The organism is Paenibacillus endoradicis (assembly GCF_024721975.1).
The window spans coordinates 1,161,913-1,178,500 of the sequence record NZ_JANQBB010000001.1 but is presented as its reverse complement, the minus strand read 5'-3'; the positions used below and the strand labels follow the sequence as shown (position 1 = coordinate 1,178,500).

Annotated in this window: 13 protein-coding genes; 8 read left to right on the top strand and 5 right to left on the bottom strand. The window is 36.8% G+C overall.

What is annotated here, in order from left to right; translation table 11 throughout:
* Position 1: 1 nt before the first annotated feature.
* From NV377_RS05515 to NV377_RS05495, 5 genes are all read left to right on the top strand, one after another.
* On the top strand, positions 2–4,999 hold the full coding sequence (locus tag NV377_RS05515; protein ID WP_258200148.1) for a DUF4132 domain-containing protein: 4,998 nt from the start codon (positions 2–4) through the stop codon (positions 4,997–4,999).
* Positions 5,000–5,174: 175 nt separating this feature from the next.
* Entirely contained in the window at positions 5,175–5,729 is a 555-nt protein-coding gene (locus NV377_RS05510; protein ID WP_258200147.1) for a GNAT family N-acetyltransferase, read from the top strand.
* A gap of 94 nt (positions 5,730–5,823) precedes the next feature.
* Positions 5,824–6,519, top strand: a complete 696-nt coding sequence (locus tag NV377_RS05505; RefSeq protein WP_258200146.1) for an SDR family oxidoreductase — start codon at positions 5,824–5,826, stop codon at positions 6,517–6,519.
* A 411-nt stretch (positions 6,520–6,930) separates the two neighbouring features.
* Complete coding sequence (locus tag NV377_RS05500; protein WP_258200145.1) at positions 6,931–7,476, top strand: RNA polymerase sigma factor; 546 nt, start codon at positions 6,931–6,933, stop codon at positions 7,474–7,476.
* Complete coding sequence (locus NV377_RS05495) at positions 7,469–8,755, top strand: DUF4179 domain-containing protein (protein WP_258200144.1); 1,287 nt, start codon at positions 7,469–7,471, stop codon at positions 8,753–8,755. Before NV377_RS05500 ends, NV377_RS05495 begins: the two co-directional genes overlap by 8 nt.
* A gap of 83 nt (positions 8,756–8,838) precedes the next feature.
* Here the strand turns inward: NV377_RS05495 and NV377_RS05490 are convergent, their stop codons facing one another.
* Positions 8,839–9,243: a hypothetical protein gene (locus NV377_RS05490; RefSeq protein WP_258200143.1), complete on the bottom strand. Its 405-nt coding sequence runs from the start codon at positions 9,241–9,243 to the stop codon at positions 8,839–8,841.
* 347 nt (positions 9,244–9,590) lie between these two features.
* Between NV377_RS05490 and NV377_RS05485 the strand changes: the two genes are divergently transcribed.
* Complete coding sequence (locus NV377_RS05485) at positions 9,591–10,400, top strand: YqjF family protein (RefSeq protein ID WP_258200142.1); 810 nt, start codon at positions 9,591–9,593, stop codon at positions 10,398–10,400.
* A gap of 59 nt (positions 10,401–10,459) precedes the next feature.
* On the opposite strand, the gene NV377_RS05480 is transcribed toward NV377_RS05485, so the two are convergent.
* Complete coding sequence (locus NV377_RS05480) at positions 10,460–11,065, bottom strand: pentapeptide repeat-containing protein (RefSeq protein WP_258200141.1); 606 nt, start codon at positions 11,063–11,065, stop codon at positions 10,460–10,462.
* A gap of 178 nt (positions 11,066–11,243) precedes the next feature.
* Between NV377_RS05480 and NV377_RS05475 the strand changes: the two genes are divergently transcribed.
* Entirely contained in the window at positions 11,244–12,746 is a 1,503-nt protein-coding gene (locus tag NV377_RS05475) for a copper amine oxidase N-terminal domain-containing protein (protein ID WP_258200140.1), read from the top strand.
* A 70-nt stretch (positions 12,747–12,816) separates the two neighbouring features.
* On the opposite strand, the gene NV377_RS05470 is transcribed toward NV377_RS05475, so the two are convergent.
* Together NV377_RS05470 and NV377_RS05465 are read right to left on the bottom strand one after the other, a co-directional pair.
* The gene (locus NV377_RS05470) at positions 12,817–13,458 is read right to left on the bottom strand and encodes a pentapeptide repeat-containing protein (protein WP_258200139.1); all 642 of its coding nucleotides are present in this window, start codon (positions 13,456–13,458) and stop codon (positions 12,817–12,819) included.
* 237 nt (positions 13,459–13,695) lie between these two features.
* Positions 13,696–14,484, bottom strand: a complete 789-nt coding sequence (locus NV377_RS05465) for a helix-turn-helix domain-containing protein (RefSeq protein WP_258200138.1) — start codon at positions 14,482–14,484, stop codon at positions 13,696–13,698.
* 142 nt (positions 14,485–14,626) lie between these two features.
* Here NV377_RS05465 and pyk point away from each other — a divergent pair, with 142 nt between their 5' ends.
* Entirely contained in the window at positions 14,627–16,045 is a 1,419-nt protein-coding gene (gene pyk, locus NV377_RS05460; RefSeq protein ID WP_258200137.1) for a pyruvate kinase, read from the top strand.
* A 200-nt stretch (positions 16,046–16,245) separates the two neighbouring features.
* Here the strand turns inward: pyk and NV377_RS05455 are convergent, their stop codons facing one another.
* A complete protein-coding gene (locus NV377_RS05455; RefSeq protein WP_258200136.1) occupies positions 16,246–16,533 on the bottom strand; it encodes a hypothetical protein in 288 nt (95 codons plus the stop codon).
* Between the last annotated feature and the right edge of the window lie 55 nt (positions 16,534–16,588).

The window sequence follows — 16,588 nt, the reverse complement described above, 5'->3', positions numbered from 1 at the left end:
AATGACAAACGAAGAACAAGAGCAGCGGTATGAAATTTTTGTTCAGCAGCGCTTAGAGGAGCTTGAGGGAGAACAACGTATTATTGGTCAAATTTTAATTGATAGAAGCAATAATAGAGTTATATCAAAAACTCATATTAAACAGTTCAAAGACTTTCTGGAAAATCAAGCTGCGGATATAGATCAACTAATTAACGGAACGTTTCTAGCGATCGCGAAGCACTTGCTCCGTAATGATCTAGGAAATGTGATAGATCATGTCGTTTCACATGCATTAGAATATCCTTATGATAGAGGGTATGCAAGACGCCCATTTCGAACAAAAAATGTTAATAATCATTTGGAAATCATTACACAAAAGACGGTTGCTCTCATTATGGTGGACAGATACTCATTCGATTTGTCAGATTATTTAACAAAAGCGGATTATACCATTACTAATTCAAATGTTACAACTGCTATTTCATATTATTTTAGGGAGATCATAGGAGATCTTATTAGCTATGAATTAGATCAACGCAATTCACAAATAATAGATGCTTTGAAAACAATTATTTATGGAGAGAACCAAACCGCTCTTCTGCGAAGCGAAATGATCAAAGGTATTTTTATGAGTCATCAGGAAGATATGTACCACATGATAGGTGAGTTGTTAATAGCTGCAAGGCTCCAAGAAGGTCTACGTCAAAGTATTGTTGAGACAATGGACGAGGGAACGATTGATGCTTACCTGTTTATGTTAAAGGTTATTCTAGATGAAGAATATATCCGTTATAGTTCTGTTGTGCGAGCACTGAGTGTATGGCTAGGAATGGAATTAGAAGCTGCAAATCAGAGAGTTGTTGGTGGATTAATCCAACAAGTTTACAACGCAATTACCGATATTGATATACGCGAGCAATGGTTAAACAGCACCAACTCGAATGAGGTCTATATTGCACTTTGGGCAACAGCTGTATATGAGGAAGAGGATTTGTACTCCAACATACAGCAATTGATGAAGCATGGACAACGTTATCAAAAGATTATCGCTTTGTACATATTATCAAATAGTCGAAATAAAAAACTGTCTCTGCAATTAGCTAGAGAGAATTTAGATGCGATAGATCCTGAATTACAATATTGGGTACTAACGAACTACTGTTATCATTATCAACCGATATGGCGTAGGGCTGGCACGCCAACAGAAGATATTACGATCACATTTGAGCGTGTTGAGATATTGGAAGATAAAGTTGAAAGACAACGCGATTTTGAACTTTTGTTAGCGATGTTTGATGGAATGGATCAACAATATAGTTCTACTTCGAAAGCATTGGAATTCATACATGTTCAATTCACCTCAGAGTTACCTGTTACCAAATTACTGTATCTCGTCGCATATGACATGGACAGTACATGGATTGCTGAGCTTATTGCAAGAAAAGATAAGTTTACGCCTAACATGCGTGGAGAATTATTGTCACATTTCATGAGTGACAAGGAGCATTATGTCATTCGAGCATTCATTCTAGATAGCTTATCGGATAAAAGCATGACCAATCGTGAGCATGGGCTAGAGCAAATAAAAAAAATGAAGTTATCTGCAAATGAACTGTTACCAATAGAAGGTTTATTAAAGCTGAAATCAGGTTCGCTAAGACAAAACACAATTAGTGTACTAATGCTACAGCCAGAAGAAAGGCTTATTGCTTCCTTAACTAATCTGTTAAAAACTAAAAATGAACAACAAAGATTAGGTGCATTGGAGGTTATTAGCGAAATTGTTATGGATGACGCTAGAGCAGAGCAAATGGAACGACTACTACCGTTAGCAGATATTATTACCGAGCCTTCAGCAAAGGAAAAAGCATTGCTGAACAAGCTTATAACTACAAAAGGAACGAACAGGGCAGATGGCTTTGGGTTATTTGATCCGAGAGTAACAGAGCCTTGGCTTTTGGAGAAGAAAGAAATTGGCGATTTCTCATTCCATAAGGATATATTTACACTAACCTTTGACAAGATTGAAAGTTTTATAGTGGGATTAGATCAACTTATACATCAGAATCGTGATATTGAGTATGTGTCGGAGTACTATTCTGGCTATAAAGATACGCTCTTAATCGGCACTCATTTGCGTGAAATTAAATCATATAGTCATAATTCTCATAGTGATGAAGCTTTTTCGCAATTAGAACGATATCCATTGCACGAGCAATGGCAAGAATATTTGGATCAGAGCAGTATGAAGGCTGAAGAAGTTATGCAGTTATATTATATAGCGATAATAGATGATTTAGATAATACACTGGACAGATATTATAACTACCGTTCCGAAATAGAAATGGAATATCACGAGCTAAGAAACCACAAGCTGCTGGAAGACTGGCGTAAGTTATTTCTAACAGAAGTTTATCCGCTGGAGCTGATATTGAAGGTTCAGTCTGCTTTGAGTAAACTGACATACAACAATCAAGTTAGTCTTCTTATACAAGCCTACTTCTTCGATAGTAATAAAGCAGAAACGTTTACTTTGGCGGAACTTGCTGTTCGTAAGTGGATTCGACTAATTGATGAGCAAGAAAAGCATGATAAGCTATTTTTATTTGAATTGCTTTCTCGTCCTTGGTTACAAATGCAGCGCTCGCGAGTATATGATCAGAAATCATTTAAATCATTTTATCACACCGTTTTTGCATATGATCAGCTACTGAACGATCCAGAACAACGCTCCTCTTATGTATTCGAAGATCAAATTCGTGCATTTGAGGATGGCATTATTGGAGAGGGTCAGCTCTATAAAGCTTTACTTGATAGTGGTGATAGTACTAGCTATTTGAGGGACATTACGTCATCGCGTCTAGGTTCACTACAAGATCGTCCCAAGCTATTAGCTATTCGGCATTCGGTAATAGATAGAATAGTCAGTATTGAACTATTGCGTGGAGATATGGCGACAGATGTAACACAATATGTAACTAGTCTTGAGAGAATTGAAGGTATGGATTACTTCGTACGACTGCTAGCAGCGCTGGATCAGGATGCTTTCGTTCGTGGTTACGTATATAGCTACCATGGCAATTTGACTAAGAAGGAAGCATTCAGCCATTTATTGAAAAATTGTCATCCTAAATCAGGAGAAGATTCAGTACTTCTTCTCACATTGCTTAAAGATCATCCAAGTATTACTAATAAGAAGTTGTTGGAAGCTGCTATGTATGCACCGCAATGGATTGATATTGTAGCCCAGTATCTAGACTGGAAAGGATTGCGTAGTGCGGCATGGTATTTCCACGCTCACATCAATGAAAGTTTCTCGGCAGAAAAGGAAACTGTCGTTGCTCATTACTCTCCTATCTCACCTCAGAACTTTAATGATGGGGCATTTGATATTGACTGGTTCAAGGAAGCTTATGGAACATTGGGAGAAGAACGGTTTAACATGTTATATGAGTGTGCTAAGTACATTTCAGCAGGTGCTAATCATCGACGTTCTCAATTATTCGCAGATGCTACGCTTGGAAAGCTCAAACTTGAAGCTATGCGTTCTTCAGTTACTGATAAACGAAACAAAGACCATTTGCTAAGTTACAGCTTAATTCCGTTTGCAACTGATAAAGAGCAAGATTTACGCAATCGCTATGACTATATTCAGCATTTTCTGTTGCAAAGTAAAAAGTTTGGAGCGCAGCGTCGAGCAAGTGAGGGCATTATATCTCAGATTGCATTAGATAATTTGGCGCGTAATGCAGGTTACAAAGATGTTACTCGTCTGAAATGGGATATGGAAGCACGTAAGCTAGATGAGATGAAGAGCTACTTCGAGCCTTACAATCTTGATGAAGAGACGACCGTACAATTAGTTGTGGATGATGAAGGGCAAGCTGATATTCAAATTAATCGCAAAGGTAAAGAACTTAAATCCGTTCCTGCTAAATATAAAAAAGATGAATACATTACAACACTTAAAGAGATGAAGTCTGAGTTGATTGAGCAATATCGCAGAGCACGCAAAGAACTAGAGCGATCAATGGAATTAAGCAATAGTTTTACTGGTAAGGAAATCTTAGGTTTGGATAATAATCCGGTGATCCGCCCACTAATCAGCTCGTTAGTATTCAAAGTCGGTGATCATTTAGGCTATTTCGATGGAGAGAATTTATCGCTATGTAATGCATCTGGTAATCTTATGACATTAAGCGAAGATGATCATTTGCTTATTGCTCACCCTGTACATCTATATGAAAGTGGACAATGGAGTAGTTTCCAGCGTGATCTATTCGAGCGTCAGATCAGACAGCCTTTCAAGCAAGTATTCCGTGAGTTGTATATGCCTAATGCTGACGAGCTTCATCATGTTACTTATTCTCGTCGTTATGCGGGATATCAAGTGCAGCCAAAGAAAACTGTTGCACTTTTGAAGAGCAGACATTGGACAGTTAGCTACGAGGAAGGATTGCAGAAGGTATTCTACGCTGAGAACTTAATTGTTAGCCTGTATGCTATGGCAGATTGGTTCTCACCTGCAGATACTGAAGCACCTACACTCGAAATTATCCGATTTATAAATCGATCCACGTATGAACATGTACCATTAGATCAAGTACCTCCAATACTGTTCTCAGAAGTGATGAGAGATGTTGATCTTGTAGTGAGTGTAGCGCATGTAGGCGGAGTAGATCCTGAAGCCAGCTTAACGACAATTGAGATGCGTCAAGCAATCGTACAGGAGTCATTAAGACTGATGAGACTGACTAATGTTAGATTGGATGGAAGCTATGCTCATATTACTGGAAGTTTAGGTGAGTATGCTGTTCATTTGGGAAGTGGTATGGTTTACAAACAAGCCCTAGGGGCGTTGCATATTATCCCTGTACATTCTCAACATCGCGGACGGATTTTCCTGCCATTCCTTGATGAGGACCCCAAAACAGCGGAAATTATGTCAAAAATCGTTCTATTGGCAGAAGATACGAAGATTAAAGATCCACAAATATTGATACAATTGCATAAATGATTGAATCACTTACAGAGCAAGAGTGCGGTAATATAGCACTCTTGCTCTGTGTTTTTATTGTAAAGGTCTCAATATGAAGCTCGTAGTAATTTGAAAAGGAACTTAATTGAGCTATACTAAATTTAAATCATAAGATCTGATTACAACATAAACAGCTTAGGAGTGTCGTTCAATTATGAAATCCGAATTTACGATAATAAACCCATATATTGAAGGGAATTACACAGTAAGTGTTGCACATAAAGAAGAAGCAGACGAAATAATGTCGCTTCTACTAGATACAGCCAAATGGTTGCAAAATAAAGGCTCTCAGCAGTGGGGTGAGCTATTGCGAGGACATGATTCTCACAATACGGTAGGATCAATCGAAAAAGAAGAAGTGTTTGTATGCAAGCATCATAATGAAATCGTTGGAGTCGTTATACTGAAACGTGAACCAAGTGCTTGGGATCACCAGCTATGGGGAAGTGAAGCTAATGCAGATGATGAAGCGATTTATTTGCATCGACTCACGATTAGCAGAAAGTGTGCGAATACTGGTCTTGGATCTGCTTTATTGAATTGGTGTGATTCGTCGATAAGCTTTCGGAAGAAGAAGTTCATGCGCTTAGATTGTATTGCCAATAACCGTAAACTATTTTCTTTCTATGAGAGTAATCATTACGAATATATGGGGCAAGCGGGTAACTTCAAGAAATTCGAGAAAAGATTATTTACTAACAACGATTAATTCACAATAACCTGAAATAGGACAAGTTAGAGCGTGGATGGGTCATGCACTAATAATTTGCAGTTATATATTAAACAAGAGGGAGAATTACAGAATGAATCTAATAAATCAGCGTGTTGTAATTATAGGTGGAAGTACCGGAATTGGTCTAGGTACGGCTAAGGAAGCGATTAGACAAGGGGCACATGTCGTGATTGCGGGGCGGTCACTAGAAAAGTTAGAGCAAGCTCAATCCGATATCAACAGTGATTTGTTGCAAATATTACAGGTGGACAATAAAGATGAGAACTCTCTACAAACATTTTTCCGTGAAATCGGTGAATTTGATCATTTGTTTACTCCGGGAGCAGCTTATATGCTTGGTCCTATTACATCGGATAAAGAGGTAGCTGAGAGTTGTTTTCAAAATAAATTTTGGCCGCAATACTATGCTGTAAAATACGCTGTCCCTTATATCTCCAAAGGTGGATCTATCGTTCTAATGTCTGGCGCAGCGAGTCAAAGACCGATACCTGGAGCAGCTTCTTATGCTGCATGTAATGGAGCTATTGAAAGCTTAGGCAAGGCGCTTGCTATTGAGCTAGCTCCAATTCGAGTTAATGTTGTCTCTCCTGGTACGATACGAACGGAGAAAGATCGTAAAGAAGCTTACGAGATGTATGAAGGGATGACGCTTCTTCAACGGGTAGGCCACGTGGATGAGATCGCTCACTCGGTTATTTATTTAATGACGAATAGTTATACAACTGGGACGACATTATTTACTGACGGAGGTTATGTATTACAATAACATATCGTTTGTGCTGCAACATTTATATAATCTAGTCAGCTGGTTCCCTTGGTTAATGCATCTTTAGATAAAGCTAAGAGCGAAAACAAACCTTTCTTTCTAATTAAGATCCACTTATTTATCCACACATTTTCTAATATAACATAAGATAGAACAAGCTGGAGCGTAGCTGAATCATGCGCTTCGGCTTGTTTTTATTTTTGCTAAGTTTTCTAGCAGTTAATAAAGAGCTTGGAGGGTTGTTGAGTTGGAAGTACAGAGTAAAGGTGTAATTCTCACGAATTGCACCTTTTAATTATTTTAAATATAATTGCTGTATTCAAAATCATAAACTGGTGTATCAAAACATTTTTTCTAAGAAATGAACTTTTTACTATACTAGTCACTCTTATAAGGGAGAGAGGTGAAGAAATGAATGTAGTGAAGCTAGTGAAGAAGGCGAAAAAAGGAGATAAAGAAGCGTTACTTCAACTAATTATGTCGGAAAAAGATACTTATTACAGACTTGCCTACTCCTATACGGGGAATCAGGAGGATGCACTAGATGCGCTGGAAGATATGATCGTAATCCTTTACGAAAAAATACAGCAACTTCATAAGGTAGAATCATTTTATAGCTGGAGTAAAACTATATTAGTGAATTGCAGTAAAAGCTTGCTCCTTAAGCGTAATAAACTACTGTTAATAGATGATTTGAACGGTATTGAACATAATGAATTATCCAGTTCTAATAAGGAAGACGCTTATCGAAAAAGCGAACAACAGATAGATTTGCAGTCATTGTTATTACACATCAATGATCATCAACGAGAAGCGATTCAACTAAAGTATTTTCATGATCTCGATAATCAAACAATCGCAGATATTACTAAAGTATCATTAGGAACTGTTAAATCCAGAATATTTGAAGGGTTAAAGAAATTACGAGAAAAATATGGGGGTGATGTTAATGAATGATATCGAAAAATTGTTAAGTGATGAGCATAATCGTATGGATTCCATAACAGCACCAGATGAGTTAGAATCTAGATTGCGCAATGCATTAGATAAGAATGCATATAAGAAAACAAAACGTTTTCCAAAGGGTTGGAAGGTCGCAGCAGTTGTGTTAATAATGACTTCCATCGTTAGTTACAATTACAATGCGTTTGCTTACTATGGCAAAAAGATATTTGGATTTGATGCCTTAATTGACGGTACTTTACTAGAACTTAATGAAGCGGGAATGGGACAAAGTGTAGACGCAAGAAAAATACTTCTAGATGGTACAGAGCTAGTCATCGACGGGATTATGTCGGATGCTAATCAATTCATTATGTACTATACATTATCTAACCCGAGTGGGCTAGAAAATTCTATTGATGTATTTAGTAGACCTCATATTAACGGTTTTCTAACAAATTCTAATTTTAATTCGGGAACTTCGATCATCAATGATGATCAAACGGAAGTAAAAGGGATGATGACTTTCGATCCTGTAAGTCCATTTGCTAAGAAATTAACACTTTCTTACTGGCAGAACGCGTCTAATGCACAGATGGTCGAAGATAGCATTATATTTGACTATTATCCAGATAAAGCGATGCAAACTGAAATTAAGAAAAAGATTAATGAAAGTTTTAAGGTAGATCAAGGGTCAATTACTTTTAAGTCGATTACCGCGACACCAACGATGACATTGATCAAAGGAACGATGAATGTTGATAACTTTGATAGAGTGAGTTCAGCATTAGATGGGATCGAATTAATCGCCAATGAAAAAGCAATTTCAATGATAGGTAGTGGCAGAACAACTTCATATAAAGGGACCACATTTGAAATCAAATATGACGTGCTGCCAAAAGAACTTAATTCATTGCAATTAGTTATCAATGAGTTTGTAGGGTATGAGAAGTTAGAAGCTAAGTTTTCGTTAGATTCGAATAGAAATGAGCCATTTAAGATAGGTGAGAAGAAGCTATGGTTGAACAATATTTCAACAAGTTCCAATGGAGTAGAAGTAACGATTGCGACAGATGAGGATGTTATGCTTGATGGTGTATCAATAGTAACGATCAATGGAGTAGTTCCATTAAATACAACAGTTAAACAAGACACGATAAAGCAAGCTGATGGGACAATAATGAAGGAACGTACGTTACTATTTGATACTTTGAACGAACCACAATATATATTAATTGAAGGTATGCATTATATGAAAACATACAATTACGAGATTGAAATTCCAGTAAAGTAGGAAGTTAATAAAGATGATATCGAGGAAATATTCTTGGAGATGATTCAGGAATACTTCCTCGTTTTTTATTTAGATACTAATATTCAACCTTCGAATAAACCAAGATATCTAACTTCGTCATCTTTTAATTTAACAATTAATATTGATCCTTTTGCTTCCAGGGGTTCATAAATTTCTGTTTCAACAGGAAGTTTAGTTGCCATTCCTTGTTCGAAAGTAAGATCTTCTTTATATTGCTTAGTTATGGTTCCAACACGTTCACCAATTGTTAGTTCTGCTTGTTGTACCCATTCGATGTCACTAGCATTCATGTAAACAATATCTTTGTATTGAAAAACATCTACACTCGGATTTTGAGCGAGTACTTCTTTTGCGGTAGGATTACCAATAGTTGTCTCATTCTGTGATTGTTGTGCATTCATTGCTTTTGATTGGTTACATCCTGTGAGCATAATTATTGCAATAAACAGAGAAATGATTCCCCTCATTACTACACTCTCCCTTTACGTAATAGAAACGTTTCTTTTTCTAATTAAATATTGTATTTTTATATTCCTTAATATCTACATATCGAGACATAGTCAGGTAATGTTACAAATGCTTGAAAGATACACCATTAATATGTGAATACAGTGATAGCGACCATCCAAAAATCATATTTGCATAGGACTCAAGAAATCTAAGTATCGTCGAGATCATACGTAATAAATAAGTATAAGCAATAATATTATCATGCGATCGATAAGTATCTTCTTATAAGGAAATAGTAATTGTATAGAAGGAAATTAATACAGAAGTTATGGAGGAAACTACTTTAGAAAGCGGGTAATGAACAATGCCAATGTACAAACAAGACAATATTGGCTCACTAATAGACATACAGCGTCCGTACCCTATATCAAAAAGACCTTGGGTCATGCATCAAATATGGAACGACGTATTATTTGCCCACTGGCCGATCCCAATTGAAAAACTTCAAGAAATAGTTCCAAGCTGCTTACCTCTCGATTCGTATGATGGACAAGCATGGATAAGCGTTGTACCTTGCTTGATGAGTGGGGTGAGACCAAGATTTATACCTGCGGTTCCATATTTGTCTCAATTCCCTCAAATTAATGTAAGAACCTACGTCACATTGAACGGGAAACCGGGAGTATATTTCTTTAGCCTAGATGCAGATCAATCTATCGTTGTGGAATTGGCGAGGATTGGCTTTAAACTTCCTTACCTTCGAGCATCTATTGAATATAATTCAGATGAAAATCATAATGTGAGTTATTACAGTACGCGAAGAGACTCGAGAGCGAATAGCGAACAATTCCAAGCGTCATATCGTCCAATTGACGAGGTAACGATAAGTGAACCTGAATCTTTGGAGTATTGGTTGACGGAGAGATATTGTCTATACAGTGTGGATACTACAGGGAGAGTCTACCGTGGCGAAATCGATCATTGTCGATGGCCACTACAGCGTGCAGAAGCAGAAATTGAAATTAACTCATTGCTTTCTTCGTATGGAATTGAATTATCACAAAGGAAACCTCATCTCCATTTTGCCAAAAAACTTCATGTGCATGCTTGGTTGTTAGAATCTTGCCAAACAGATGGCAACAGAACAATGGACAGTAGAAATAAGATGATATGAGGTAGAGTAACTCTCTAATCTGAAGAGAGTTGCTCTATTTCCAATCGAATTCGCTTACCCTAATCTATCTTTGCACCATAAGAAAGAGCAAGATATACAGCTTGTTCTCTATCTAAGCGAACGCCTTTAACGTTAATTGACATGAAATTAATGCCTTCCATATTTGCACCACGCAAATCCGCTCCTAGTAATTTGGCATTTGTCAGAGCAGTTCTCGTCAAATCGCTATTTCGTAAGTCTGCTTTTTGTAGATTGGCTTCAGTAAGATCAGCCTCATAAAAACGAACGCCGCGCAAATCTTGTTTCTCAAAACGAGCTTGTCTCAAATTCGTGTAGGACCAATCTCCGTTTATAATCGAAATTCCTTCCATACGAGCTTTAATAAAGCTTGATCCGGTCATTTTACAATTATTGAACTTAGAGACGAACAGATTGGCTTCGTCAAAAATACAGTTCTCAAATGCTGACTCCGTATGTATCGAACTATTTAATGAAGCACCATTAAAGCTACATTCAATAAAGCGGCAATTACTCGTATTAATTTCTTCTAACGAAGTATCTACAAATGTACAACGTTCGAACGTGCATCGAATTAAATCCCCTTCATTTAACTCCTTATGATTAAAATTTACTTCTGTATAGTGTTGATCAATATATTCAAACATAATGAACCCCCAAATTAGATGATGTGATAAGTACTATATCGGTAAAATTCTTAATTTTCAAGTAAAATTTATAATGAATCTCAGCGAAAAAAGTTATGACAATTGTCCCAGTTTTTGTTGTACTATATATTAATATAGAAATTATATTAATTTTACATCTTGGGAGGATTTTGTGAACATGAATGTTAAAAAGTTATTCCTTAGTACAATGATTGTTGTTTTATTATTATTACCGACACAAGTATTGGCACGGTCATGGACAAATGTACCAGAGGCGGATTGGAGCTATACCGCCCCTAACAATGAAGACCAGTATGCCTATATAAGTCAGTACACCTCAGTTATTCGTAACGGTAATTTATATTATTTTTCTAATGACAAAATACATATTGTGAACACGAATACTGGTAAACATAAATCTAGCATTGATTACTTGAAAAATTCGAATGTATTGTATTCTTTTTTCGGAACATTAGCTCAAGTTGATAATAAAGGCAATGTTTATGCTTTGACGGCAACTAAAGGTAGCTCAGGTGTATATGCATACAAACTTACTGCCTATAATGATGCAGGTACAAAACTGTGGGAAAAATCTTATAAAGAAAAGATTAGATCGATTGCTGGCGTATTAATTTTAGATAATGGCTCGATCATGACTTATTTGGAAACAGCATCAGAAAGATTTGTAACGTATACTTATGATGTGAAAGGTCAATTGAAAGAGAAGAAAGAATGGAAGAGCTATGTTGATGGCTATCAAAATGGGTACTTTACAACGATTAATGTAATAGGGAAACAAAAATCTCGACTTTCATATTACGATGATTCCATGAAATTGAAATTCACACAAGATTTTAATTTTAGCGATGGTTACTACTCGGGAATTACGACTGATGGTCTTGTTATTTATTATAAATACAATAGTGCAACAGATAAGACAACATACTTTGCAAAAGATTCTACTGGAAAGAAAGTATGGAGTAAGGAGCTTTCTGGAAAAGCTGGTCGAGACACTCTCTACGATGATCATCATCCAGGGGAAGGTACATTTAAAAACTATTTTGGGGGAACAGTAGGTAATAAGTTTTTCCTAATTGATTCCAAAGGAAAAACCCAACAGTTAACGATGGGTGATCATTATTTCCAAACCGCAGATGATCAAACGGTCATGTTACAGAATGACAAAAAAATAGAAATCTATAGGGCATCCGATTTATCGCTTCTTCATTCAATGAAATTAACTCAAGCGAACAAAAATGATCAGTTTTTATATGCTGGCTCAGGTATTGTATATCGAATCGATAGTAAAAATGTTATTTCCAGAATAAATATCGCCAACCCAGCTGTAGGTGTTTATCTTAATGATGTTAAGCAAAGTTATGATGTTTCACCACAAAACATCGATAACACGATTATGGTGCCTCTTAGAGGGGTTGTAGAAGCACTTGGAGGAAAGGTTATATGGCAAGATGGCGGGGTGAACATTCAATATGGCGAGCAACAAATAGTTATGAAAGTTAATCAATCCAAAGCAACAATAAATGGCGAGTCTTACACATTGAATCAAGCACCTGTCATCTACCGTGACTTCACGCTTATCCCACTTCGATTTTTAAGTGAGGCTCTAGGTGCGAAGGTGAAATGGGTACAAGCAGAAAATAATGTGTACATTGAGATGTAATTATTAAGAGAAGGTAGTATAACAGAAACAGCTCGCCCTCAACTGAGGGACGAGCTGTTTTTCGGTATATTTACGATTTCAATATTAGTCCTATTAGTCCGACAAACGAAGTTGCTTGTTGTGGAGCAATAGTGCAGCCAGCTAGATCTTCAATATCCACTTGTAACGCATCAAATTCACAATCACTTAGATCAATGCCATTAAGCTTAGTTCCTGACAGAAGTGCTTGATCAATATTGCAATGTGATAAAGATAGTTTTTGAAGAGTAGAGTGGTAAAAGTCAGAGCTAATGAGCGAACAGTTCTCAAAATCTACTAACTTAAATGTTGAGAAGCGGTAGACGGAGTAATCTCCAACACAATTTTGAAATGAGACGTTTTGAAATCTGCTTTTCGTGAAATCCGTTCCGATCAATTTGCAATTATTGAATTGGACCCGATGAAGAAAAGATCCAGCTAGGTCAACGTTAGACAAATCACATTTTTCAAAGATAACATCGGTAAGCTCTAGTTCCTGTAACGTGGACTCCATAATCGTAACATTGGTGAAGACTACTTTATCGAAAGAAACTTTATTAGCATGCTGATCATCAATTGTAATGTCATTTATCTTACCATTGCTGAATTCATCCTTTGTTTTCAAGGAATATAACTCCCCTGTGAGTGGGGGCAATTCCACAGGAATTTTGGGTAATTCAATCTTGTTACTCATGTATACCTCCATAAATTTATAATAGATTACCTAGTCAATGTGTAATCAACTATAAAGATTGTCTAACTAATAAACAAGCTTGTAAAATACTCAAAAGTGTGTGCAGTTGCTAACAAGAATAAGAAGAATTAGTAAGATATACTAGATCTATATTTATGCTTAAGGTGATCCCTGGATTGTTTGTCGAGAGTATTAAAATATAATGCGAGTTTATTAAATACCGTTGCATGTTACAATTTAGCCATCGTTGCTTCTACGGTCATCTAAATATTTACTAGCTGGTTTGCCATATGTTCGTTTGAAAATTCGTTGAAAGTAACTGACATCTGAATATCCCAGATAATCCGAAATTTCTGTAATAGTTAATACAGATTGGGAAAGCATATAAATAGCTGTTTTCATGCGAATCGAATGAATATACTCACTAATCGTTTGTCCTGTACCTTTCTTAAATAAATTGGCTACATAATTAGGACTGCGACGGATATAGTCACCAAGATGTTCTTTTGTAATATGTTCGCGATAGTGACTTTGAATATAAGATTTCATTCGATCTATATGCATAATTGAAGCGGGAGCCAGCTCACCACGATCTAACTCTCTTTGCCAAAGCGCCAATGTATCCAGCAGAAATGAGCTCGCACGCAAACTTGTATATGCTTGATCTTCACCGTATTCATTCCAGATTGGCCGAAATGTTTCCATTGTTCTATCAAACAAACCGGAAGAAGAATGAGTCATTGATTTATTATGTAACATAGGCAGCATTTGATATAGCTCGTCCGTGGCTACAAAGTGAAAGCTGAATTTCTGATGAATCGTTCGATGAGGTGTTTCCTCTACAATGGTGGCTTGCTGTGGAGTAAGAATGAAATCACCTTTACTGGCTAATAGAGATACATCGGTGCATGTGAAAGTGCAAGTACCATAAGTTATTATATATAAATGGTATTCTTTGGATTTATGGCTTATCATTTCCTGCCAATTCATTCCTTGATCATGCTTTATTGTCAATCCCTCGATCATTATCGCACCTCGGTATACTATAGTACACCCATTATACTATATTTCATGTACTAGGTGCTGAAAAAGGAATACAATAAGTTCATTGGTTAACTGAATTAAGCATTTTGACACTAGAAATAACAGATATCAGAAGGAGACTTATATGAGCCACACAAAAATCGTATGTACAATGGGTCCATCAAGTAATTCTATTTCAATCCTTAAGGAAATGATGATTGCAGGTATGAATGTTGCTCGTCTAAACATGGCACATGGAGAACTTGCTGACCATAGCGCACGCATTCAATTAGTTCGTGAATCAGCGAACGCTGCTGGTAAAATCATTGCAACGATGATGGATATTAAAGGTCCTGAAATTCGTATCGGTACACTTGAAGAATCTAGCTACGAGTTAGTTGCAGGTGAAATCTTCACATTAACTACTGAGCAAGTTGCTGGTAACGGTTCTCGCGTTAGTGTGAACTATCCAGATATGACAAGTGTTATCAATCCTGGTGATGTTATTCTTATTGATGATGGTCTGATTGAGCTGCATGTGAAAGACGTTGAAGGTTCAAATATGCATTGTGAAATAATGAACGGCGGAACACTTAAACCTCGTAAAGGTGTAAACCTTCCAGGTATTAGCACGACTTTACCGGGCGTTACAGAAAGAGATGTAATGCACATCGACTTCGGTATTAAAGAAGGTATCGATATGATCGCGATGTCATTCGTTCGTAAAGCTGAAGATGTATTAGAAGTTCGTCAAATTCTTGAAGATAATAATGCAGCACATATTCAAATCATTTCGAAAATCGAAAATCAAGAGGGTGTAGATAATCTTGATTCGATTATCGAAGTCTCTGATGGTATTATGGTTGCTCGTGGTGACCTTGGTGTTGAAATTCCTGCTGAAGATGTTCCAATGATTCAAAAGCAGATGATTGATAAATGTAATAAAGCTGGTAAGCCAGTTATTGTTGCAACGCAAATGTTGGACTCTATGCAAGTGAATCCTCGTCCGACTCGTGCAGAGGTTAGTGACGTTGCTAACGCAGTGCTTCAAGGCGCAGATGCTATTATGTTATCTGGTGAGTCTGCTGCAGGTAAGTATCCACTTGAATCAGTGAAAATGATGACGATGATCGCTGAACGTGCTGAGTCTACTGTTGATTACAATGATGATTACGCGAAGAAAATGAACGTTGAATCAACTTCAGTAACAGAAGTAATCTCTCAAGCCGTTGTTAACAGCTCATTGCAAATTAATGCAAAAGCAATCCTTACACCGACTGAAAGTGGTTTTACAGCTCGTATGGTATCTAAATACCGTCCAAAAGCTCCGATCATTGCGATTACACCTAATGAGAAGACTTTAAGAAAACTAACACTTGTTCGTGGTGTTGTACCAGTAAAAGGTGAATATGTAACAACAACAGACGATATGTTCAATTCAGCAATTCGTAACAGTCTTCGTACAAGTCTTGTTGAAGCAGGAGACTTCGTAGTTATCTCTGCTGGTATTCCTACAGGACGTGCTGGTGCTACCAATCTTATCAAAATTCATCAAGTTGAATAGTTCCCTTGTCTTGGTGCTAACAAGTAGAATATTTTGAACTTTTATTGAAATAACATATAGAAAGAGCAGTTACGTTCCGCAATCGTAGATTGCAACGTAACTGCTCTTTTCTTGTAAGTCGAAGGTGTGATGAATCATTTACACTAAGTACAATTATTATTTCGCAAACTGTCAAGACACCATATTCAATCTAAGCTTTATTAACGTGCTGGTAATGGCAATGCAGTCTGAGGATATTGATAATCATCACGATAGCAGTGCGTTGAATCGTCATAGAGAGATTGTGAGAGTTGATGCGAGATTTCAAATATCGGCAATGATGGTTCAATATGCAATGTCGAACCGAAGAACGTACAATTTTTGAATTCGAAATCCATACAAGTAATTAAAATTACACAATCCGTAAAGACACAGTTCTTGAATGCAAAGCCGTCAAAGCAAATTGTTTCATTTTGAAAATGTTCATTCATGATCAAACTTAATTCCATAGTATAGTCACCTCAAAAGTTAATTAACCAGATTAGTTTCTATACTAACAAAGGT